Source organism: Hymenobacter terricola (assembly GCF_017921975.2).
GTDB lineage: Bacteria > Bacteroidota > Bacteroidia > Cytophagales > Hymenobacteraceae > Hymenobacter > Hymenobacter terricola.
This window is the reverse complement of sequence record NZ_JAGEMO020000015.1, coordinates 148,651-169,894: the sequence shown is the minus strand read 5'-3', so window position 1 is coordinate 169,894 and position 21,244 is coordinate 148,651. Positions and strand designations below refer to the sequence as shown.

Annotated in this window: 18 protein-coding genes; 10 read left to right on the top strand and 8 right to left on the bottom strand. The window is 62.7% G+C overall.

Going from position 1 to position 21,244, the window contains the following annotated elements; translation table 11 throughout:
- Nucleotides 1-38: 38 nt before the first annotated feature.
- Nucleotides 39-923: a DNA/RNA non-specific endonuclease gene (locus tag J4G38_RS12540; protein WP_210520247.1), complete on the bottom strand. Its 885-nt coding sequence runs from the start codon at nt 921-923 to the stop codon at nt 39-41.
- 316 nt (nt 924-1,239) lie between these two features.
- On the opposite strand from J4G38_RS12540, the gene J4G38_RS12535 reads away from it, so the two are divergent.
- Nucleotides 1,240-2,862: a T9SS type A sorting domain-containing protein gene (locus J4G38_RS12535; RefSeq protein ID WP_210520249.1), complete on the top strand. Its 1,623-nt coding sequence runs from the start codon at nt 1,240-1,242 to the stop codon at nt 2,860-2,862.
- A 108-nt stretch (nt 2,863-2,970) separates the two neighbouring features.
- On the opposite strand, the gene J4G38_RS12530 is transcribed toward J4G38_RS12535, so the two are convergent.
- Both J4G38_RS12530 and J4G38_RS12525 read right to left on the bottom strand, forming a co-directional pair.
- On the bottom strand, nt 2,971-4,059 hold the full coding sequence (locus J4G38_RS12530) for a T9SS type A sorting domain-containing protein (RefSeq protein WP_210520252.1): 1,089 nt from the start codon (nt 4,057-4,059) through the stop codon (nt 2,971-2,973).
- 10 nt (nt 4,060-4,069) lie between these two features.
- A complete protein-coding gene (locus tag J4G38_RS12525; protein WP_210520255.1) occupies nt 4,070-5,245 on the bottom strand; it encodes a hypothetical protein in 1,176 nt (391 codons plus the stop codon).
- A gap of 369 nt (nt 5,246-5,614) precedes the next feature.
- Between J4G38_RS12525 and J4G38_RS12520 the strand changes: the two genes are divergently transcribed.
- The 3 genes from J4G38_RS12520 (at nt 5,615) to J4G38_RS12510 (ending at nt 11,039) form a co-directional block, all read left to right on the top strand.
- Complete coding sequence (locus J4G38_RS12520; protein ID WP_210520257.1) at nt 5,615-6,973, top strand: sigma-54-dependent transcriptional regulator; 1,359 nt, start codon at nt 5,615-5,617, stop codon at nt 6,971-6,973.
- 71 nt (nt 6,974-7,044) lie between these two features.
- Nucleotides 7,045-9,942, top strand: coding sequence for a PAS domain-containing hybrid sensor histidine kinase/response regulator (locus tag J4G38_RS12515; RefSeq protein WP_210520260.1), 2,898 nt, complete (start codon nt 7,045-7,047; stop codon nt 9,940-9,942).
- A gap of 47 nt (nt 9,943-9,989) precedes the next feature.
- On the top strand, nt 9,990-11,039 hold the full coding sequence (locus J4G38_RS12510) for a flavin-containing monooxygenase (RefSeq protein ID WP_210520262.1): 1,050 nt from the start codon (nt 9,990-9,992) through the stop codon (nt 11,037-11,039).
- A 292-nt stretch (nt 11,040-11,331) separates the two neighbouring features.
- Here the strand turns inward: J4G38_RS12510 and J4G38_RS12505 are convergent, their stop codons facing one another.
- Nucleotides 11,332-11,655, bottom strand: a complete 324-nt coding sequence (locus J4G38_RS12505) for a T9SS type A sorting domain-containing protein (protein WP_210520263.1) — start codon at nt 11,653-11,655, stop codon at nt 11,332-11,334.
- 236 nt (nt 11,656-11,891) lie between these two features.
- Here J4G38_RS12505 and J4G38_RS12500 point away from each other — a divergent pair, with 236 nt between their 5' ends.
- The 3 genes from J4G38_RS12500 (at nt 11,892) to J4G38_RS12490 (ending at nt 15,078) form a co-directional block, all read left to right on the top strand.
- The gene (locus J4G38_RS12500; protein WP_210520265.1) at nt 11,892-13,010 is read left to right on the top strand and encodes an NAD(P)/FAD-dependent oxidoreductase; all 1,119 of its coding nucleotides are present in this window, start codon (nt 11,892-11,894) and stop codon (nt 13,008-13,010) included.
- Nucleotides 13,011-13,172: 162 nt separating this feature from the next.
- Nucleotides 13,173-14,363: a type III polyketide synthase gene (locus J4G38_RS12495; RefSeq protein WP_210520266.1), complete on the top strand. Its 1,191-nt coding sequence runs from the start codon at nt 13,173-13,175 to the stop codon at nt 14,361-14,363.
- A gap of 16 nt (nt 14,364-14,379) precedes the next feature.
- Entirely contained in the window at nt 14,380-15,078 is a 699-nt protein-coding gene (locus J4G38_RS12490) for a methyltransferase domain-containing protein (protein WP_210520268.1), read from the top strand.
- Nucleotides 15,079-15,119: 41 nt separating this feature from the next.
- Here J4G38_RS12490 and J4G38_RS12485 read toward each other — a convergent pair whose 3' ends face one another.
- Nucleotides 15,120-16,028 (bottom strand): histone deacetylase family protein, encoded by a 909-nt coding sequence (locus J4G38_RS12485; RefSeq protein ID WP_210520270.1) that lies wholly within the window; start codon nt 16,026-16,028, stop codon nt 15,120-15,122.
- A 135-nt stretch (nt 16,029-16,163) separates the two neighbouring features.
- Between J4G38_RS12485 and J4G38_RS12480 the strand changes: the two genes are divergently transcribed.
- Nucleotides 16,164-17,012 carry an AraC family transcriptional regulator gene (locus tag J4G38_RS12480; protein ID WP_210520271.1) on the top strand — a complete coding sequence of 283 codons (849 nt, stop codon included), beginning with the start codon at nt 16,164-16,166 and terminating at the stop codon, nt 17,010-17,012.
- 108 nt (nt 17,013-17,120) lie between these two features.
- On the opposite strand, the gene J4G38_RS28650 is transcribed toward J4G38_RS12480, so the two are convergent.
- A complete protein-coding gene (locus J4G38_RS28650) occupies nt 17,121-17,243 on the bottom strand; it encodes a hypothetical protein (RefSeq protein ID WP_262906021.1) in 123 nt (40 codons plus the stop codon).
- Between the two features lie 833 nt (nt 17,244-18,076).
- Between J4G38_RS28650 and J4G38_RS12475 the strand changes: the two genes are divergently transcribed.
- The gene (locus J4G38_RS12475; RefSeq protein ID WP_210520273.1) at nt 18,077-18,322 is read left to right on the top strand and encodes a transposase; all 246 of its coding nucleotides are present in this window, start codon (nt 18,077-18,079) and stop codon (nt 18,320-18,322) included.
- Between the two features lie 236 nt (nt 18,323-18,558).
- On the opposite strand, the gene J4G38_RS12470 is transcribed toward J4G38_RS12475, so the two are convergent.
- The gene (locus J4G38_RS12470) at nt 18,559-19,434 is read right to left on the bottom strand and encodes a hypothetical protein (RefSeq protein ID WP_226163376.1); all 876 of its coding nucleotides are present in this window, start codon (nt 19,432-19,434) and stop codon (nt 18,559-18,561) included.
- Between the two features lie 84 nt (nt 19,435-19,518).
- Entirely contained in the window at nt 19,519-20,142 is a 624-nt protein-coding gene (locus tag J4G38_RS12465; protein ID WP_226163375.1) for an alpha/beta hydrolase, read from the bottom strand.
- 355 nt (nt 20,143-20,497) lie between these two features.
- Between J4G38_RS12465 and J4G38_RS12460 the strand changes: the two genes are divergently transcribed.
- Nucleotides 20,498-21,004 carry a Dps family protein gene (locus J4G38_RS12460; RefSeq protein ID WP_210521321.1) on the top strand — a complete coding sequence of 169 codons (507 nt, stop codon included), beginning with the start codon at nt 20,498-20,500 and terminating at the stop codon, nt 21,002-21,004.
- The last annotated feature ends 240 nt before the right edge of the window (nt 21,005-21,244 follow it).

The window sequence follows — 21,244 nt, the reverse complement described above, 5'->3', positions numbered from 1 at the left end:
TGCCCGAAAAGCTGGGTAAATCAGCAAAATCCATTTTCTCAGCTCGTCGGGCCGGTGTCTACTTTCGACTCGATGGTGGTTTGCACCGTCGTCGAGACGGCCGACAGGATGTCGTAGCCCGTGGCGGCCTCAATGGCATTCACACTGGTGCGGTAAGCGCCCCAGGCCGTGCCGATGGAGTTGGTGTTGGGCATGTCCACGGCGATGACGCGGGTGCTGGTGGTTACGCGGCTGGCGTCGGAGCTGCCTTCGGGCAGCACCACCAGCACTTTCCAGCAGTTGCTGGGCACGGCAATGTGGCCGCTGTTGATGGTGGTGGCATAGCCATTGGTGCCCGTGCCGCCGCTGCCGTAGCTGCCCGCGATGATGTAGCACTCATAGCCCTGGCCCACCAGGGTGCGGGCGTAGTTCTCGAGGCCGGCCCAGGTTTGCTGGTTGTTGGTGGGGGCCTGGGGCATCATGTTGGTCATGAGGAAGGTGGCTGTGTTATCAGCCACCGAGCCGGTGCGGTCGGCCGAAGGGCAGTTGTGGCCGCGGTCGAAGCCCGAGCCGCTGTAGCTGGTGCTGCCCACGTGGTACCAGGAGCTGGGCAGCGAGGCATCGGAAGCGAAATTGTCCTGGCGGGCGGTGCTGCCCAGCCAGGCGCTGCTCAGGTGCCAGCTCACCCAGTTCGGCTTGCCCTTGTCGCGGCTATACGACAGGGTGTACTGGGTTTTGGTCATCAGGTAGTTATTGGGGTAGTTGGTGGCGTCGGTCACGGCTCCGCTGGGGTTGCCCATGGCCAGGTTGCTGTCGCGGGTAGCGTCCTGGTTTGCCACGGCGGCAGTGGGGGTATTGGGAGTCACCTGCTCGTCGCGCGAGCAAGAGGCGGCCAGCGCCATGAGCAGCGCCATGCTGCTTAATCGGGTAATCGTTCGCTTCATAAAAATGTAAGAATGGGAGGTTGGTGGTTTGTAGCCGCAAAAGTCCAGCAATAGAGTTGCCTCCATCATACCAACATGTTACGGCTACATTAACAGTTGGTCCGGCAATGCATTTACAAATTCCTGCATCGTATTTATTCTTTTTTTGGAACGGTATTTGACCTGTAAATCAGCGCAATCCCAACAGTAACAGCATACCACGGCTAATGCGTGGCCAATATTGCCAAGCCAGTACTGCCTGTTGCGCGAGGATTCGTGCCTTCAATTCTCACATCCACCAGTACCCTTTTTCACTTTTTCACTTTTCCCCTGTCACATGCTAAAATCCTTACGCTTCTTCCTGCTGCTTCTGACCGGGCTGAGCCTGTGGGCCGCGCAGCCGGCCGCCGCCAGCCACCTTCAAGGCGGTGACCTCACTTACGCCGCGCTTGGCAACAACCGCTACCGCGTCACGCTGCACATTTACCGCGACTGCTCGGGCATTCTTCCTTCACCATTCACGCTGGAATGCCGCAACGGGGGCTGCAACACCGCTGCTACGGTCACGGCCCCATTCGTGCAGGTGGGCGCGGCCATCGCGGGCCGGCAGTACTGCGCTACCCTAACGGGCATTTGCGGCGGCACCGTTACCAATTCGGAGGCCTACACGTACAGCGTCGACGTTACCCTGCCGCCGGCGGCGCACTGGGTGCTGAGCACCTCCCAGAGTGCCCGGCCCAGCACCACCAATCTTGCTGCGCCTGGTGATTTTTACCTGGAAGCCACGCTCAATAGCCTGGTGCCCGTGGGCGGCACCACGGGCGTGGCCATTGCGAATAACTCATCGGTGGCCAGCGCATTGCCGGTGTCTTACATTCCCTGGAATCGCCTGAGCAACGTGAGCAACAACGCGTTCGACGCAGACGGCGATTCGCTGGTGTACACCCAGGAAAGCCCGCTGGAGGCCTGTGGCACCGCGGCGGCTTATGCGCCTTACCCTCAGCCAGGCGGGCTAGTTGTTATCTCCACCAGTCCATTGTGCATTTTCCAGACCCCAACAATAAGTAACTACTCCGCCGCAGTGCCCGTTTATGTGGCCTACGACACCACGGGCACCTGCCCGCTCAAAACGGGTACGCCGCTGTTTCATTTCAATGCCAGCAATGGCAGCATTCAGCTACAGCCGGCCCGCTACATCCCCAGCGCGTCGGCCGTGGGCGATAACAAATACGCGGCGGTGGTAAAAATCACCGAGTTCCGCCGCATCAACGGCAGCTACGTGCAGGTGGGTACTACGCGCCGCGAGCTGTATTTCGTGGTGTACGACTGCGGCACCAATACCTTGCCCCGCCTCGGCCCGGCCGTCACCATCCAAACCGGCACCGGTTCGGGTTCGCAAAACGTGGTGCAACCTTTCGGCCGGATAATTCCGGTGCTGGCCGGCGAGCCGGTTTCGGTGCTGGTGACGGCCAGCGACGCCAACGCCGCCCAAACCCTGACCCTGAGCCTGGACTACAACGCGGCGCCCGGCACCACGCTACAGAACCTGGGCGGTGGCCAGGCCCGCCTCACCTTCACGCCGCCGCTTAGCTTGCCCACTGGCCTGTACCGCGTGGCCGTGACGGCCGAAGACAACGCCTGTCCCCTCAAAGGCCTCGACTCCCAGGTGCTCACCTTCCGCGTAACCGGCACGGCCCTGGCCACCCGCACGAGCACGGCGCTGGCAGTGGCCGCCTTCCCCAATCCTTTCACCGACCAGGTGCAGTTCCAGCTGGCCACGCCCGGCGTGCAAGCCCTCACTATTTGCGATTACCTGGGGCGCACCGTGGCCACCGTGCGCAGCCAGGCCGATGGCACTGTGCGCTGGCAGCCCGCTCCCGGTTTGCCGGCCGGCCTCTACCTGGCCCGCACCGCTGGCAGCACCCAAACCGTGCGCCTGTTGCACAACGCCGCTCAATAAACTACACCAAACGGCTTGTGCCGAAACCCAACCCGTGCACTAAAAAGCCCCACCGGCAATGCCGGCGGGGCTTTTTAGTGCACGGTAAACTCGCCGCCTGGCCGCAATCTAGTTCCCTCTAATCACCAGCTTTTGCCCGGCCAGCTGCTGCCCGCTCACCGTGCGCAGCACTACATAGTAGAGGCCCGGTGCCAGCGTGGGCAGCGCCAGCCGCGTCGTGGTTTCGGCTACGGGTAGCTGGCTCACCAGCTGGCCCAGTTGCGAGTACGTCTGCACCAGGCCACCGGCGGCGGGCAGGTTGAGGCAGCTCACCTGCACCGCCTGCGCATCGGCAGTGGGGTTGGGGTACACTGCCAGCTGCGGCGTGGCCAGGGCCGACTTGCCCACCGTTATGGCCACAAGTGGCGAAAAGGCTTCTTTGCCATCCAAGTCCACCTGCCGCAAGCGGTAGTAAAGCGCGGCGACACCCTGGGCCTTGGCTTCCGCATCGCGGAACTTGTAGGCGCGGGCGCGGGTGCTGGTGCCGGCGGCGGCTACCTGCCCCACCGCGCGGAAAGCATCGTCGTTGCCAGTCGAGCGCTCCACCACAAAATAGCGGCTGTTCGTTTCAGAAGCCGTGGTCCAGCTCAGCTCGGCGGCGTCGCTGGCCCAGCGGCCGGTAAAGGCAGCCAGTTCCACGGGAAGCGGGTATGGCACCGACAGCAGCGGCACGTCTTCGGCAAAAGCGTAGTAAACCCGGGTATTGGAAAGCACGGATGCGGCGCTGTTCACCTCCAGCTCGACGTAGGCGAAATCGCGCGTGGCCAGAAAAGACACTTTGCTGCGGTCGGTGAAGTCCGGCAGCAAACTCACGCCCAGCAGGCTGGCCCCGGTTTTGGTTTCGATGAGGTTGCCGCTGGCATCATACGTCAGCACCGTGAACTGCTGCAGAGCCGTCAGGTCGAGCAGGCCGGCCCCTTGCCCCACCACCATGCCCACGCGGTTGCCGGCGTGGCCGTTGCCGTTGCCGTTGATGCGAAGCCGCAGGCTGGCTCTCGTAGTGCCAGTAACCAGCCCAAGGCCGGTGGTATTAATCTGGGCGTAGTTGTTATTGTCGTTGTCGGCCGCATTCCCGGGGTTCACCACTTCCAAAACCTTCACGGAAACGGTGCCCGTGACGGTACCGCCCACCACCACGTTTACGGTAGCAAATTGCACCGGGCTATTGCTATAATCTCCCGGCGTAGTTAGGTGTACCAAAGTTGGAAAGCACCGGGTTGATGCCCTGAAACGCTTGCGGGGCCAGCCCAAAACCGTAATAGATGTTCAGGTTATCAACCGCCGTGATGAGGCCCGTCCGCGAAATGCACACCTCGTCGAACGGCATGGTGGTGGGGGCCGTCAGTTGGGCTTTGCCACCGGGCAACGCCGTTAGCTCAAGCAGATTGGTTCCGGTAAACTTTTCCTGTAACGTGCCGGCCAGATACGTGCTGATTCGCAGTCCGCTCAGCACGCCCGCATCCAGCAGGCCCGCCTGCCCCACCACAAACCCGGCGTAGTAGCCCGCCGGAGCGCCACCTGCGGGCACACCGGCCAGCTTCGCACGCAACGAGGGCGGGCAAGCCACTGTGAGCACGCTTTTGAACGTGGCATAGTTGGTCAGGTCGTAATCGGCAACATTTTGGGCGTCGTCCACATCGGTGACGAGGCAGGCCAGGCCCGTGTAGTCTTTGGTGTTGTACTGGGCACTGGTGGGCGCAGCAAACCGGGTCAGGTAACCGGCAGCCACGGTCTGGATGCCCGGCCGCACCCCGTAGGCATAGTAGATACTGGTGGTATAAAGCACCCCAACCAGCCCGGATATCTCAATCTCCACGGCATCAAATGACAGCGACGACGTGAATTCCAATTGCGTGGGGCGGTCAGTGGCCAGCAACGCCGTTCTGACGATATCGGCCCGCACTATCTTTTCTTCGCACAGCTCCGGCGTGGCCCCGGTCAGATAAGTGCGGAGCCTGACGGTGCCCAGCGCATTCAGGCTGAGCAGGCCGGTGGCGTTGGCCAGCAGCACCCCGGCCCGGTAGCCGGCCGGAGCCACGCCCGTGAGCTGCAGGCGCAGGGCCACGGGTGGCCCCACCGTTGCCGATACATCGGTGGTCAGGGTGGCAAACGTGCTGAAATCCCCATCAGCGGCGCTAGCCCCCGCCGTTACGTTGCCACTACCCGATATCTGGGGTGAGGGCTGGGTAATTTGACTTGCGTTGCTACCCGTTGAATAATAAGCCGGCAGCGTGGTTTGGGCTGAAACCGCAGCCGCACTGCCAACCAGCAAGGAAATGACGAGGGCAACCAGCCAAGCCCGAAACCGGGCAAGCTGAACAGCGGGTGAATTGAGTGTGTACATGATGCGCTAGAAAATATTTTTAAGTCGTTGGCACTGTGCCAGCTCCTTCCGTGCAATTCCGCGTCCATGACGTTTTACTGTTACCTTTAAACTATAAATCAGCTAGATACAATTTTCTCTGAGAAACTTTTTATCCCATAATGGGATTTTGTTCCTAAAACGAGAATCCACCAGTTTACTCACGTCAATCCATTCGCATCCCAACTACGTATACGCCTTTATTTTAGCATTTTTTTTGTCGAGACAAGCAAATTAAGACGTATTTTTGTAATATAATTTTTTTTATATTATCGTTGAAATACGCTTGTGCTTTCCTGCTTCGGCATTTTGTTTCAGCCCCGGCGAGGTTTCTACATTGACTTTTTTGCTATGACGCCAATTATTCCCTTCAAAATTTTTGTGGTTGAGGACAACGAGTGGTACGGCGAACTGCTTTTGCACCGATTGGGCCAAAACCCGAACCACAGCGTGCACAGGTTCGCGACGGCTCGTGCCTGCCTCGACCAATTAGGGGAGCAACCCGACTTTATCACCCTCGATTATTCGCTGCCCGACGCCAAAGGCGAAATGGTGCTGCGTCAGATTCGGGAGCGGCTGCCCGGCACGGAAGTCCTCGTCATCTCGGGCCAGGAAGACGTCAGCACGGCCGTTAGCATGCTGCGCCAGGGCGCCTACGACTACCTGGTGAAGGACGAAAACACGCTGGACCGCCTCTGGAACATTGTGGGAAAAGTGGAGCAGCAAGCCCGCCTGCGCCGCGAAAACAACCAGCTGCGCCAGCAAATTGGGGTGCGCTACGGTCCTGGCCAAGCCATTCTCGGCGAGCACTCGTCCATTCAGCTGGTGCACACGCTCATTGCCAAAGCGGCCCGCACGGCCATCACCGTGAGCGTGAGCGGCGAAACGGGCACCGGCAAAGAGCTGGTGGCCAAAGCCATTCACTTCCAATCGAGCCGGGCCGGCCAGCCGTTTGTGGCCGTGAACATGGCCGCGATTCCCCACGAACTGGTGGAAAGCGAATTGTTTGGGCATGAGAAAGGCGCCTTTACCGGGGCGGTGGCGCGGCGCATGGGCCGGCTGGAAGAAGCCAACGGCGGCACGCTGTTTCTGGACGAAATAGCGGACCTCGACCTGAGCCTGCAAGCCAAACTGCTGCGGGTGCTGCAAGAGCGCGAGGTGACGCGGGTGGGCGGCAGCCAGCACGTGCCCTTCGATGTGCGCCTGGTGGTGGCCACGCACCGCGACCTGCTGGCCGAGGTGCAGGCCGGCCGCTTCCGCGAAGACTTGTACTATCGCCTGCTGGGCCTGCCCATTGCGCTGCCACCGCTGCGCCAGCGCGGCACGGACGTGCTGCTGCTGGCCGAGGTATTTGTGCGCGACTTTTGCAGCCTCAACAACTTGCCCCTGCGCCAGCTCACCGACTGCGCCCGGGAGCGGCTGCGCGAACATTCCTTTCCGGGCAACGTGCGCGAGCTGAAGGCCGTGATGGAGCTGGCCACCGTGCTGGCCGATGGCGAGCTGATTGATGCCGACGACCTGCCCCTGCGCGCCGGCCGCGCCGCGGTGGGGCCCGGCAGCGCGCTGTCGTTGCGCGAACAGACCACGGCCATCGTGCAAAACTGCCTCGACGAGATGGCCGGTGACGTGCTGGCAGTGGCGGCGAAGCTACGCATCGGCAAGTCGACCATTTACCGGATGATACAGCAGCAGGAGTTGCACCTAGCGTGAGCGGACCGTTCCGGCGGCACCGTGTTTTAGTCAGTAGATTTGGGATAGCCATCCTCATTCATTCCCCAATCATGCGTCGACCCCGTCCTTCCCGTCTGGCCCGCCGGGCGGCTGTTCCGGCGGCGCAGCGGGTAGCAAATCCGGCCCTTTTCCCGGCGGTATCCCGCGCCGATTCGCAACCCGATGCCAATGAACCGGGAGTGTTTGGGCCCGGCGTGGTCGACAAGGTGCCCCTTATTCTGTTCAGCTACGACCTGGAACACCGGCAGCTGCTGCACTGCAACCGGCACTGCCAGACCGTGCTGGGCTACAGCAACCAGGAGTTGATTAAGCTGGGAACGGCCTTTACGGAGAAGATGCTGCACGTTGCCTCCCTGGCGCAGCTTCGCAGCCATGATATTCACGCGCACTTGCACGAAGACCGGCCCCTGAGCTGGGACTGCCGCCTGCGCCACCGCGACGGCGGGTGGCGGTGGCTGCGCATCCGGGCGCGGCCCAGCGCATTTGGTCCCGGTGGCAAGGTGCGGGAAATCATGGGCAGCGCCGAAGACGTAACCCGCCACCGCGCCGTGGTGGAGGAGCTGCGCCAAAACCGGCATTTGCTGCGGCAGGTAGTGGACCTGGTGCCAAACCTCATTTACATCTACGACCTGCGCGAGGCCCGCAGTGTGTTCGCCAACCAGCGCCTTGAATCATTATTGGGCTACACCGAAGAGGAACTGATGGCTTTTCCCAGCGGCGCGGCCCTGGCGCACCTCATGCCCCCCAATGCATCGGCGCGGTTTCAGCTGCACCTGGCCGAAGTGGCGCGGCTGCCCGATGGCGAAACCCTGACCCTGGAGTTCGTTGTGCAGCACCGGAACGGGTCGTTGCGCTGGCTGCGCAGCACTCACACGCCCTTTGCGCGCGATGCCGTAGGCCAGGTCACCAGCGTGATTGGGGTGGCCGAAGACACCAGCGAACGACGCGCCCACGACGAGCACACGCAGGCCGCCACCGCCGACTTAGCGGAGCAGCACCGCCTGTTCCGGCAGGTTATCGATGCCCTGCCGCACCCCATCTACCTCAAGGACGGGCTCGGCAACTACTTGCTGGCCAACCGCTCCATGGCCGCCCTCTTCAACATGACCCCCGAGGAGCTGGTGCTGGCCGGCACGGCCAGCATTCCCCAAGCCACTACTGGCGACCTGGCCCGCTACCTCAGCCAGGACCAGCACGTGCTGAAGACGGGCGAAGACCTGACCCTTGAAGAATCATACACTTACCCCGACGGGAGCGTGTCGTGGTTCAGCAGCACGAAACGGCTTTTTGTGCGCGCCGATGGCACGGCCCAGGTGCTGGGCGTGGACAGCAACATCACCGAGCTGAAAGTGACCCAGCAGGCCCTGGAAGCCGCCATTGCCGCGGCCGAAGTGGACGCCCGTGCCAAGCAGGACTTCTTGGCCAACATGAGCCACGAGATTCGGACGCCGCTGCACGGCATCCTGGGCCTGACGGGCGTGCTGGCCAAAACCACGCTCAGCCGCAGCCAGCACGACTACCTGCGGCTGCTGGGCGAGTCGGCCGACCACCTGCTCACGGTGCTGAACGACGTGCTGACCACCGCCCGCCTCGGAGCCGGCAAGCTGCAGCCCGAAGCCACCCCGTTTAGCCCCGAGGAATTGCTCGCGGGCTGCGCGGCCCTGCTACGGCCCCGCGCCCGCGAAAAAGGCCTGCGCATGCGCCTCGAAAAACCGACTGGCCAGGGCCTTTCCCTCGTCTTGGGCGATGCCCACCGGCTGCGGCAGGTGCTCCTGAATCTGGTCAGCAACGCCATCAAATTCACCGAAACCGGCCAGGTGCTGTTGCGCGCCCGGCTCGTAGCGCCCCCACACGGCCACGCGGAGCCCGCGGGCACGGTGTGGCTGCAGTTCACTGTGAGCGACACGGGCGTTGGAATCGCGGCCGAGACGCTGGATAAGGTCTTTGAGCCGTTTGCGCAGGCCACTGCCAGCACCGACCGTGAGTACGGCGGCTCGGGGCTGGGCCTGAGCATTTCGGAAGGCCTGGTGGGGCTGATGGGCGGTGTGCTGCGCGTGAGCAGCGAAGTGGGCCTGGGCAGCACCTTTGCTTTTACGCTGGCCTTTCCACCAGTACCCACGGCCGCGCCGACGCCACCTGAGGCCGCAGCCAATGCGCCGGAAGCTGCCATCACCGGCCGCATTTTAGTGGTCGAAGACAACCTGGTGAACAGCCTGCTGGCCGAAACCGTGCTGCGCAACTGGGGCTGGCAGGTGACCACGGCCGCCAGCGGCCCGGCCGCCATTCAGCTGTTCGAGCACCGCCCGTTCGACTTGGTGCTGATGGACATCCAAATGCCCGGCATGGACGGTGAAACCGCAGCCCGCGCCCTCCGCCAACACCCCGACCCCCTGCGGGCCGCTACTCCCATCATCGCGCTCACGGCCCGAGCCCAGGCCGGCGAGGCCGAACGCCTGACAGCCAGCGGATTTGCTGGCTACCTGGCCAAGCCTTATCGCGAAGAACAACTCCTTGAAACCATGCAAGCCGTGCTGGCCAGCCAACACGCTGCCGCCGAGCCCGCTCTCCACTTCACCCCCGCTCCTGCCATGTCTTCAGCCACTCCCCTCTACGACCTAAGCAACGTGCGTCAGCTGGTGCGCAACGACGAAGCCGTTGTCCGGCGCCTCGCCTGGGCTTTTATTGAAACCACGCCCGCCATCCTCACAGCTCTCGACGAAGCCCTGACGCACACCGACTGGGAAGCCGTGGGCGATGCCGCCCATCACCTCAAAAGCTCCCTCGACGGCTTGGGGGTGGAGCAGCTCCGCCACATTATCCGCGAAATTGAAGCCTATAGCAACGCCCGGCCCACGGCGGCGCACGCGGCCCAACAGGTAGCCAGGGTGCGCGCTATCACCGAACAGGTGATGGCCAGCCTACGCGCCGAATTTCCAGAGCAGAGCTAGTGCCCGGCCACCTGAACGCCCCCGCTGGCCCCGCACCGCCCCCACCTTTGCGTACTGATGCGGTGGTCATCGGAGCGGGGCAAGCCGGGTTGGCGGCCGCCTATTACCTCCAGCAGGCCGCCGTTGGCTTCCGGCTGCTGGACGCGGCCCCGGCCGCCGGGGCCGCCTGGGCGGGCCGCTACGATTCGCTGCGCCTGTTTTCACCGGCCTGGGCCAGTGGGTTACCGGGCCGGCCGTGGCCCGGCAGCCCGCACCACTACCCCACCCGCGACGAAACCACGGCTTACCTGCGCGACTACGCCGCCCATTTTCATTTCCCCTTCGAACCCAACCAACGGGTAACCCGCCTGGCCGCCGCTCCAAATACGGGAGCGGGCTACCTGGTGGAAACCACCGGGCGCGCCTACATTGCCCAACGCGTCATTGTGGCCACCGGGCCCTACACCGCGCCCCGCGTGCCGGCGTGGGCCGTGCAGCTGCCCGCCACCGTGGCCCAGCTGCACAGCCGCGATTACCAACGCCCGGCCCAGCTGCCCGGTACCGGCCCGGTGGCCGTGGTGGGCAGCGGCAACTCAGCCCTGCAAATCGCCGCCGACGTGGCGGCCACCGGCCGGCCCGTATTTGTGGCGTTCGATGAAAAAACGGAGGCTTTGCCCAACAACCAGCTGGTATGGGCTGCGATGACACTCACGGGGGTAATTGGCTTGTCGCGCCACACGGCGCTGGGGCGCCGGCTGTTCGGCCGGCCCGAGCCGGTGGTCAGCGGCGATTTGGCCAGGCTGCGCCGGTTTGCGAATGCCACGTTTATTGGCCGGGCCACGGCGGCGCTGCCCACAGGAGCTATTCAAGGGCAACGCGCTGCCTCGGCACCCCTCGATGCCGTGGTGTGGGCCACCGGCTTCCGTCCCGATTATTCGTGGATTGACTTGCCCATTTTTGCGGCCGATGGCCAGCTTCAACACCACCGGGGGCTGACGGCCGCGCCCGGCGTCGCCTTTCTGGGCCTCCCCTGGCTCGACAGTCGCCGCTCGGCCCTGCTGAACGGAGCCGGGCCCGATGCCCGGCGCGTGGTGGCCGAACTGCTCGCAATGCCCTAATGTTATTGAAACCCGACCCACCATTTTGGGGTTGAACAGACAAGAGGCAATTCCCCGTCAGGAGCTGCTGTTTATTCACCCGTGTTTTTCTTAAACTATGTTTATTTTCATGCTCGGCCTGTTAGTGGTCACCGCCATCCTCGCGCTCAAAACGGTTTCGAACGTTCGGGAAATGCTCGCACCGGAGCCCATCCGGGTGAAATAATTCCCCTTGGTTTACGCACAAAAAAAGCAGCTCTCGGGCTGCTTTTTTATTTATATTTTTCCGGTAGTTAACCGGGTAATTAACTACTTAGCGAATCACCAGTTTGCAAATCTGGCTGGTGTTATCGGCCTCCAGGCGCACGTAGTAAAGGCCGTTGGCGAATTTGCTGAGGTCAAGCATCTTCGTGTAGCGGTCGTTCATTTCGGTGAGGGTTTCGTGGTACATCACCGAGCCGATGACGTTGAGCACGCTTAGCTCCACCTTTTTACCTTGCAGGTTATTGATGGTCAGGTGCACGATACCGGTGCTGGGATTGGGGTACACCAACAGGGTTTTCTCATCGCCGGGCTTGGCTTGCTGGCCGGGGCGGGAAATAGTGGCGGCCGCAGCAGCCGGCAACGTATGCAGCAACGGGCCAAAGCCGAGGCTAATACAGACAAATAAAACCAGTGGTAAAAGTAGGCGTTGCATCATAGTATAATTAGCGGGTGGGAAAACAAGGGCGGGCAGTAGTGGCTTAACGCGAAATGGTGATTTTAGTTGACAAAGGTACGGCAGTGAAACCAGCAGGCCTACTAGTATATACAGAAAACTCGATGAATTACGGTAATTTCGCTTCCATGGTTCCTATTTTGCCGACCAACTAAGTGGACATTCTCTTGATTGGCGGCGGACTGGCCGGCCTGGCCGCCGCCCTGGACCTGGCCGGGCGCGGCCACCGCGTGGCAGTAGTAGAACGCAAGCAGTACCCTTTCCATAAAGTGTGCGGCGAATACGTGAGCAATGAGGTGCTGCCCTACCTGCGCCGCCTGCACGCCGACCCCGCCGCACTGGCCCCGGCGGCCATCAGCAAGTTCCTGCTGTCGTCGCCGGGCGGGCGCGTTCTGACGGCTACGCTGGACCTGGGCGGCTTTGGGGTGAGCCGCTACGCGCTGGATGATTTTCTGTACCAGCTGGCCGCCGCCCGGGGCGTCACGTTCTATTTGAAAAGCACGGTGACGGACGTAACCTTCGACCCGGCTGCGGACCAGCACCGCGCGACCCTGGCCGACGGCCGCGAGCTAACCGCCCGGGTGGTGCTGGGCACCTACGGCAAGCGCGCCAACCTCGACCGGCAGCTGCAACGGGGCTTTTTTAGGCAGCGCTCGCCCTACCTCGGCGTGAAATACCACTTGCGCCTGCCGGGCTTCCCGCGCGATGTGATTGCGCTGCACAACTTCGCCGATGGCTACGCCGGCATTTCGGCCATTGAGGAGGATAAGCTGTGCTTCTGCTACCTCACCACCCGCCAAAACCTGAAGGAGCACGGCACCATTCCGGCCATGGAGCAGGCCGTGCTGGCCAAAAACCCGCGCCTGCGCGAGATTCTGGAGGCGGCCGAGGTGCTGTATCCGCAGCCCGAAGTCATCAATGAAATTTCGTTTGCGCCCAAGCAGCCGGTGGAGCAGCACATTCTGATGTGCGGCGACGCGGCCGGCCTCATTACCCCGCTGTGCGGCAACGGCATGGCCATGGCGCTGCACGGCGCAGCCCTGGCAGCAGCGGCGGCCCACGATTTTCTGAGCGCGAAAACCACGCGGCTGGCCATGGAAACCGCGTATTCCCGCGCCTGGCACGCGCAGTTTGGGGCGCGGCTGCGGGTGGGCCGGGCCGTGCAGCGGCTGTTTGGCGGGCCGGTGCTGAGCGAGGTGGTGGTGGGCGGCCTGCGCCACTGGCCGGGGGCCGTGCAGGCCCTGATGCGCCGCACCCACGGCCAGGAATTCTAACCTAATGAGGCCAAAAGGGGTATTGGGCTACAAACGCCAGAATGTTGTTGGCCTATTTTAGGCGATTGAGGCCCAAAACCTTTCATTATCCCGTAAATAGGGCCAGTGGCGTTTTTTGGCCGCCTCATTGCTTCTACTAAGTCCCTAAATCCACTTCCCCGAATGCCGAGCTATTTAGGTGCCATCGGCACTGCCAACCCTGTTCATCGCATTGCCCAGCCGCAAATTGCTGATTTCATGGCCCAGGCGCTGGAATTTGGCGAACGCGACACACGCAAATTGCGGGCGCTGTACCGGGTGTCGGGCATTGAGCACCGGTATTCGGTATTGCCGGATTATGGCCGGGCCAACGGCGACTACACGTTTTTCCCGAATACGCCCACCCTGGAGCCGTTTCCGAGCGTGGGCCAGCGCATGGCCGTTTATCGGCGTGACGCATTACCCCTGGCCACCGAGGCCGTGCGCAGCTGCCTGGGCCAGGTGCCCGACGTGGCCCCGGCCAGCATCACGCACCTCGTCACGGTGAGCTGCACGGGCATGTACGCGCCGGGCCTCGACATTGAGCTGGTGCAGGCCCTGGGGCTGCGGCCCGACGTGCGCCGCACCTGCGTGAATTTCATGGGCTGCTACGCCGCTGTGAACGCCGTGAAGCTGGCCGATGCCTTTTGCCGGGCCGATGCCCGGGCCCGCGTGCTCATCGTGAGCGTGGAGCTGTGCACCCTGCACTTCCAGAAAAGCCCGGAGGAGGACCACCTCATCAGCAACGCCTTATTTGGCGACGGCGCGGCCGCCGCCCTGGTGCTGGCCGAACCCCTGCCCAACGGCGCGCCCAGCCTGGCCCTGCAAGCCTTCCACTGCGGCCTGGAGCCTGATGGGCACGACGATATGGCGTGGCACATCAACGACTTTGGGTTTGAGATGACCTTGTCGAGCTACGTGCCCAAGCTCATTCAGCGCGGCATTCGCCAGCTCACGGATGGGCTGCTGGCCAGCCTGCCGGTACAGCTGGCCGATATCCGGCACTTCGCCATTCATCCCGGCGGGCGCAAGATTCTGGAAACCATTGAAACCGAGCTGGGCCTGACCCGCCAGGACAACCGCCACGCCTACCGCGTGCTGCGCGACTACGGCAACATGTCGTCGGCCACGGTGCTGTTTGTGCTGCGCGACGTGCTGGCCCACGCCTCCCCCGCCGACCACGGCGCGCCGGTGCTCAGCTTCGCCTTCGGGCCGGGCCTGACCATGGAAGCCATGCTGCTGCAGCTCACAGTGAACAATGAGCAGTTTGCAGTTATCGCTAATCCTCAGGAAGTGGCAGTAGAGCAGGCAGCCCAACTGCTCACCGTTCACTGATAACTGCTCACTGAAAATGTTAACTGAAAGAGCGGCCGGCCCGGAGCTGATGGATGACCTGACGCTGGCCACCGACGCCCTGCGCCGGAACCTCGACGAGCTGGAAACCATCAATACCTGGCTGGGGGGCTACCAGCCGGTGCTGAACGCCCTGCACCGGCTGCGGCCCCGCTTCCCGGCCGGCCAGCCCCTGCGTCTGGCCGACCTGGGCAGCGGCGGCGGCGACACCCTGCGCCACGTAGCGCGCTGGGGGCGCAAAAAAGCCGTTTCGATGGAGCTGACGGGCATTGACGCCAATCCATTCATGCTGGAGTATGCCGCGGCCAGGAGCCTGGATTACCCCGAAATCGACTACCGCCAATTTGATATTTTTTCGGCGGAATTTCAGGCGCAGCCCTTTGATGTGTTGACGTGCAGCCTGTTTTGCCACCATTTCAGCGATGATGAGCTGGTGGCGCTGCTGCGGCAATGGCAGCAGCAGGCCCGGGTGGCTGTTGTCATCAACGATTTGCACCGGCACTGGCTGGCCTACCACAGCATCAAGTGGCTCACACGGCTGTTGGGTGGCTCGTATCTGGTGAAGCACGACGCGCCGCTGTCAGTGGCGCGGGCCTTCCGGCGCGCCGATTGGGTGGCCCTACTGGCGCGGGCCGGCATCAAAAACTACGAGCTGCGCTGGCGTTGGGCCTTTCGGTGGCAGGTGATTATCAGTTAGCAATGAACAGTTGACAGTCGTTCACCGCTAATTGTTCATTGTTAAGTGAATATCCCGGCCGCTACCCGAAACGTGTTGGCGTGGGCTTCCACGATGTCGGCGATGCGCTCGGAGTAGCCGCCGCCCATGCACACCACCACTGGCAGACTGTGGCGGTGGCAACTGCTGAGCACCAGCTGGTCGCGCTGGCGGCAACCGGCGCGGGAGAGGCTGAGGTGGCCCAGTTTGTCGGTGGCCAGCACATCGACGCCGGCCAAATAGAACACGAAATCGGGCTGCACTTCGTCGAGCAGGCGGGGCAGGGTTTCGGCCAGCAGCTTGAGGTAGGGAGCGTCGTCGGTGCCATCGGGCAGGGCGAGGTCGAGGTCGGACTGTTCTTTGCGGGCGGGGTAGTTGCGGGCGCCGTGCATGGAAAACGTGAATACCCGCGGCTCGTGCTCAAAAATGGCGGCTGTGCCGTTGCCCTGGTGCACGTCGAGGTCCACGATGAGGATTTGGCGAACGGCCGGCACGTTGGCCAGCAGCCACAGGGCAGCGGCGGCCTGGTCGTTCAGCAGGCAAAACCCTTCGCCCCGCGCCCGAAACGCGTGGTGCGTGCCGCCCGCAATGTTGAAGGCCACGCCGTGCACCAAAGCCCGCCGGGCCGCCTCAATGGTGCCGCCCAAAATGGTGATTTCGCGCGCAAACAGCGCTTCCGACCACGGGAAGCCCGTGACCCGCTCTTCCTGCCGCGTGAGCTGGCCGAGCCGCAGCCGCTCGTAATAGCCCGCGTCGTGCACCCGCAAAACGTCCTCCACCGGCGCGGGCGTGGCCACGAAAAAGTCGGCCGCCGTGGCCGTGCCTTCGTGGAGCAGTTGCTCGGGCAGCAGCTCGTATTTCAGCATTGGGAAGCGGTGGCCGGTGGGCAGGGCGTGGGCATAACTGGGCGCGAAGGCAATGGGCAACGTCATGCGGCCATAACTGGAATGCCCCTGCAGCGGTTGCGCCCGCGCCAACATTCCGGTTATTGCGCTACCTTAACCGAGGCTACTGCCCGCCGCCCCACCGCCGCCCCACCGTTGCCGAACCCCAGCCGTTTACCAGACATGAAACTGGAATTTGAGCCCATTCAGCCCACGCCGGGCCACTCGTTCACCCTGCGGCACTATACCCAGGCGCGCGACCGGGACATTGTGTGGCACTACCACCCGGAATACGAGTTGGTGTACATTCCGCGGGGCAGCGGGCGGCGGCACATCGGCCAGCACGTTTCGCCTTATTCGGGCGGCGAGCTGGTGTTTATCGGGCCCAACCTGCCCCACCTCAGCTTCAGCTACGAGCAGGAAGGCGACTTCGAGCAGATTGTGCTCCAGATGCGGGAAGACTTTCTGGGCGCGCAGTTCCTGCAAAAGCCCGAGCTGGCGGCCGTGCAGCAGCTGTTTCTCCGCTCCCGGCAAGGGCTGACTTTTGGCCGCCGCACGCGCACGGCGGCGGGCGCCGCCCTGGTCCGGATGCTGACGCAGCCGGCCCCCACGCGGCTGCTTACGCTGCTCCAGGTGCTGTACCAGCTGGCCGAGGCCCCCGACGTGACGGAGCTGCACGCCGACCTGGGCCTTTCGGCGCTGCAAGCCCGGGACCAGCAGCGCCTGCAGCAGGCGTACGGGCACATCGAACAGCACTACACCGAGCCCATTACCGTGCAGCAAATGGCCGATTTGACGTTTTTGACCGTGCCCGCCTTCTGCCGCTACTTCAAGCGCATGACCGGGCAAACCCTCACCGGCCTGCTGCAGGAGTACCGCATCAGCCAGGCCCGGCTGCTGCTGTTGCAGGGCCGGCCCGTTACGGAAGTCAGCCTGGCCACGGGCTTCAACAACCTCTCGCACTTCAACCGGACTTTCCGCCGGCTCACGGGCCAGAGTCCGTCGGAATACCGCAAGCTGCCCGTGGCCTAATCCCGGCCGGCTCCGGCTTGCTCATCAGCTTCAGGTAGAGGACAATGCCGCTGGCCCGCCGTTTTTCAGCCGGAGCAAGCTGCTCGGAGGCAACGAAAAAGCCTGGTTTCAGGACCAGGCTTTCGAGTAAAAGTGAATGCGGGGGATGCGTCGCAGAACGTACACTTTCAGGTACCGGAGGAGGCGGTCGGTGTCCTCCGCCGTTAATTGCCAGACATAGGGAATATGCATAATCAGTTAGATTTAATGTGAAACCAGGGCAGCCCGGACAGGCCCACCACAGTGCTACCCAGAAGAAGAAGTTGCTGCAGCCGCTGGTGGGAAGGACACGGCGCAAGTGGCAGGGCGCATTGGCTCCTGCTAAGAAAGAACAAAGGTAGCACCCCCCTAAAGGCCCTGCTTACACTGCATTGACCACTACTAATACTGGATTGACCAGTACCCGCGCCGGCCAGTTGTGCGAGTTCAGGCGCTTTGGGCCGGCTGCGACTGGCTGTTCAAATGATAGAAACAAACCCTTTTTTTTGGAATTATCCGAAGGTTAACTTATGATTAACGGGCTGCTGATTATCATAAATCGCCTTGTTTTCAGCCGCTATTTTTTCGCGGGCGCCCGGCCGCTGCCGTCAGCCACTTCCAGTTCAACAATCTGTTTTACAAAGCGCTACATTGAAAATACCGCTTTTCTCAACGACTCAATTTCGCTCTCCTCTCTAAAATGCCCCTTCTACCCGCAACGGGTGGGCATGCGCCGCGCACGGCCGCACTTGTAATTGTGGGCGTTGGTTTGCTTCTTGCCGCTGAGAGTATGGCCACCAGCTGCTGGCAAAGCTGAGGAAACCCCAGAGACATGACGAACGAGCCTCGGCCCAGCGGTCGGGGCTCGTTCGTCAGCTACCCCCAGCAGCCGGCCGGTGGCATGGTCCCACCAATCGGCGGGTGGCAGCGGGTGTTGCGAAGGCCACGGGTCAATTTTCCGGTTCGCCCGGCAGGCTGATGCCGGCCGCCGCAAACAAAAACCCCTTACCTAGAACCTGTTATGCACTGGTGCGTAAATCAGGGATATGCCCCCTTCCCATAATTACCCGAGTGACGTGAAGGACGACGAATGGGTGTTCGTGGCCCGCTGCCTGGCCTTGTTGCGCGAAGAGGCGCCGCAACGGCGCCACCCGTTGCGCGCCTTGTTCAGTGCCCTGCGCTACCTGGGCCACACCGGTTGTCAGTGGCGCTACCTGCCCCATGATTTACCGCCCTGGCAAGCTATTTATCAGCAATGGACGCGCTGGCGGGCGGAATACCCGGGTGTTTGAAGCCATCGTGCACGATTTGAACGTCTTGCGGCGGCGACTGGGTCGGCCGGCTCCCCACGGCCGTGGTGCTCGACGGGCGCACCTTGCAAAGCACGCCCGAGAGCGGGCACCGGGCGGGCTACCACGGGGCCAAGCGGCGCAAGGGCAGCAAGGCCCCTGTCGCGGTGGATACGCTGGGCCAGCCAGTCTCATGCTCCCCAAACACGCTAACGGTGCCTAACAGACTCTAGCAGCGGCTACTCGACCAGCTGCTGCAACAGCTCCAGCAGCTGCTGGTCGAGCAGGTGCACGGCGGCTTGCAACTCATTGAGCATATCGGCGCGCACCATGAGCTGGCTGGCCGAATACGTGCCGCCGGGCCCAAACAGCAGCGCCGCCAATTGCTGGCCCTGTTTAGAATCGGGTTGGGCGAGCTGGCCGTAGCGCTGCCAGCGCAGGCGCGTGTTGTGGACAATGGAAGTGTGCCCGTTGTAACTGAAGGTAGAGTCAGTGAGCAAGTACCACACGCTGGGCGGAAAAACCGTCGAAACCGGCTTTTCCGCCCACACATCGGCCAGCAGGTTGCGGGCGTGCGGAAATTCGATGGTACTCCCCACGTGCAACGTCTGAATTCCCAGGGCCACCACCACCAGGCCCCCGCCGATACCGGCAGTGTATTGCAGCGGCTGGTTGGTAAGCACCGTGGTGCCAATGCCACTGGCTGCTCCCATCCCCAACGACCACACCGTGAGGCGCTGGGTGCGGCGGCTGTCCTGCTGGGCCAGGTAGTTCGCTACCTGGCTGGCCGCCTCGCCCTGGCAATCCAGCTCGGCCGCCACACTGCTAATCGTGGTGCGCAGCAGGAGCAGCCGCGTCTGCACCCGCTGCCGCTGCCGGAGCACGGCCACCTCGGCCGCGAGGCCCGGTTGCTGGCGGGCCTGTGCTTCGAGCCGCAACAGCTCCTGCAAATGGGGCAGCAGGCCGGCCGCATTGGCCACCAGCAAGCTGCGGTGCGGAAACCGGGCCAGCAGCTCGGGCGCCAGCGCGGCGCCGGTGGCTTGCGGGGCCAACGCCGGGTCGGCCCGATACGGCGCAACCGGGTCGCAGTAAGCCGTTAGTACGCTGGGACGCACGGGCACACGCCCGGCGCAGCTAGCCAGCAGCAGGCAAAGAGCCGTGTATCGCGCCAAGCAAGCCATAATGCAGTAGCGAAGGATTTACCGGGCGGGGAAAACCAGGGCATTGGCCAGCCTGATTTCGTCTTGTGAAATGGTGTGGCCCATGTTGGGGTACACCTTCTCGGTCACGCGGGCGCCCATGCTGGTCAGCAGCACCGTCGAGGCCCGCACCCGCTCCACGGGCACATGAAAATCGGGGTCGCCGGTGCCAATAAAAACCGGGGTACCCGCGAACGCGCCCGCGTAGTTTTCGGGGTAAAGCCGGTCGCCAATCAGCCCGCCCGTGAAGGCCACCACGCCGCCGTAGCGGGCCGCGTTGCGGGCCACAAATTCCAGCGTGAGGCACGCCCCCTGCGAGAAGCCCAGGAAGTACAGGTTTTCCTTGGGAATGCCCTGCTTTTCCAGGCTCCCCACCAGGTCGAACACGGTGGCCAGCGCCACGGAGAGCCAGGGCTCGTTTTGCACGGGCGGGGCCAGAAACGAGTTGGGGTACCAGCTGTTTTGCGGGGCCTGCGGGGCCAGCAGCGCAAAATCGGCCACGTGCAGCTGGTTGGCCAGCGAGAGGATATCGGCGGCGCTGCCACCGCGCCCGTGCAGCAGAATGAGGGCCCTGGTGGCCGTGGCCAGGGGCTGCCCGGCGGCGTGAATGGAAGGCTGGTGCATGTGTTCTGAACAGTAATACCCGGCTGATGAAGCCGGCCAAATGAACCCCGCCAGGCGAGAATGCAAAGAACAGAGCTGCGCGGGCTCCGCGCGATGGCTAAACCCTGTAATCGGAGGTGTATTTGCGGGATGCGGCAAATGAGCAGCCGCTGGCGCAACCGCGATATATACCTCCGATTGCAGGATTTAACCCTGTAAACCGACGCGGCCCGGCGCGTCCTTTGTCGGGTTGGCTGGCCGTGTTATGCTTGCCAATCGGAAGCATAGGCCTATAGCTGCGCCGCAGGTAAGCCAGGCTCACGCTCCATTTTTCATTCGCTGATTAATTCCGAATCACCCATAATTCTCTCTTCTCATGAAAACAACCACTCAACGCGACCTCCTGGCCACACCGTCCTACCTGGACGAAACCGGCCGCGAAAAAGTAGCCGATGGCCTGCGCCGCCTCGTGGCCAACCTGTTCGCCCTCTACGTGAAAACCAAGAACTACCACTGGCACATGAGCGGCCGGCACTTTCGCGACTACCACCTGCTGCTGGACGAGCAGAGCCAGCAGATTTTTGCCGCCATCGACCCCGTGGCCGAGCGGGGCCGCAAGCTGGGCTTTGCCACGCTGCGCTCCATCGGCGAAATCGGCCAGCTGCAGCAGATTGCCGACGACAACGCCTTCCACGTCAACCCGCTCGACATGCTCACCATCCTCACCGCCGACAACCAACTCCTGGCCCAGGCCATGCGCGAACTGCATGCGCAGTGCGACGACATCAACGACGTGGCCACCGCCAGCATCCTGGAAAACTATATCGACCAAGCAGAAGGCCGCACCTGGTTCCTCTACGAGGCTTCGCGGCCGGTCGAGTAAGCATAGATTGTCGGGCCTCTGTGTGGTGGCTTTCATCTTCTTGGCCAGGGTCCGTTCCAGGTCGGGATTAATCATGCGGTCTTCGCTGGGCACGAGGTACCACGTTAGTGTGCCCAACAGGGCCCCGTGAAAATTTTCATGATGGCGGTTTTTAAGGAAGCTTCAAGCTTGGGTGAGAAGCTGAATTCGGGCCAATACAACACCAACCTACTGTTCAATCATCTAATTATGAGCATTTTC

What these genes read in the sequence shown, in the direction of transcription:
- J4G38_RS12540 (WP_210520247.1), bottom strand. Translation starts at nt 923, where the DNA reads ATGAAGCGAACGATTACCCGATTAAGCAGCATGGCGCTGCTCATGGCG.
- J4G38_RS12535 (WP_210520249.1), top strand. Translation starts at nt 1,240, where the DNA reads ATGCTAAAATCCTTACGCTTCTTCCTGCTGCTTCTGACCGGGCTGAGC.
- J4G38_RS12525 (WP_210520255.1), bottom strand. Translation starts at nt 5,245, where the DNA reads ATGTACACACTCAATTCACCCGCTGTTCAGCTTGCCCGGTTTCGGGCT.
- J4G38_RS12520 (WP_210520257.1), top strand. Translation starts at nt 5,615, where the DNA reads ATGACGCCAATTATTCCCTTCAAAATTTTTGTGGTTGAGGACAACGAG.
- J4G38_RS12515 (WP_210520260.1), top strand. Translation starts at nt 7,045, where the DNA reads ATGCGTCGACCCCGTCCTTCCCGTCTGGCCCGCCGGGCGGCTGTTCCG.
- J4G38_RS12495 (WP_210520266.1), top strand. Translation starts at nt 13,173, where the DNA reads ATGCCGAGCTATTTAGGTGCCATCGGCACTGCCAACCCTGTTCATCGC.
- J4G38_RS12490 (WP_210520268.1), top strand. Translation starts at nt 14,380, where the DNA reads ATGTTAACTGAAAGAGCGGCCGGCCCGGAGCTGATGGATGACCTGACG.
- J4G38_RS12485 (WP_210520270.1), bottom strand. Translation starts at nt 16,028, where the DNA reads ATGACGTTGCCCATTGCCTTCGCGCCCAGTTATGCCCACGCCCTGCCC.
- J4G38_RS12480 (WP_210520271.1), top strand. Translation starts at nt 16,164, where the DNA reads ATGAAACTGGAATTTGAGCCCATTCAGCCCACGCCGGGCCACTCGTTC.
- J4G38_RS28650 (WP_262906021.1), bottom strand. Translation starts at nt 17,243, where the DNA reads ATGCATATTCCCTATGTCTGGCAATTAACGGCGGAGGACACCGACCGC.
- J4G38_RS12475 (WP_210520273.1), top strand. Translation starts at nt 18,077, where the DNA reads ATGCCCCCTTCCCATAATTACCCGAGTGACGTGAAGGACGACGAATGG.
- J4G38_RS12465 (WP_226163375.1), bottom strand. Translation starts at nt 20,142, where the DNA reads ATGCACCAGCCTTCCATTCACGCCGCCGGGCAGCCCCTGGCCACGGCC.
- J4G38_RS12460 (WP_210521321.1), top strand. Translation starts at nt 20,498, where the DNA reads ATGAAAACAACCACTCAACGCGACCTCCTGGCCACACCGTCCTACCTG.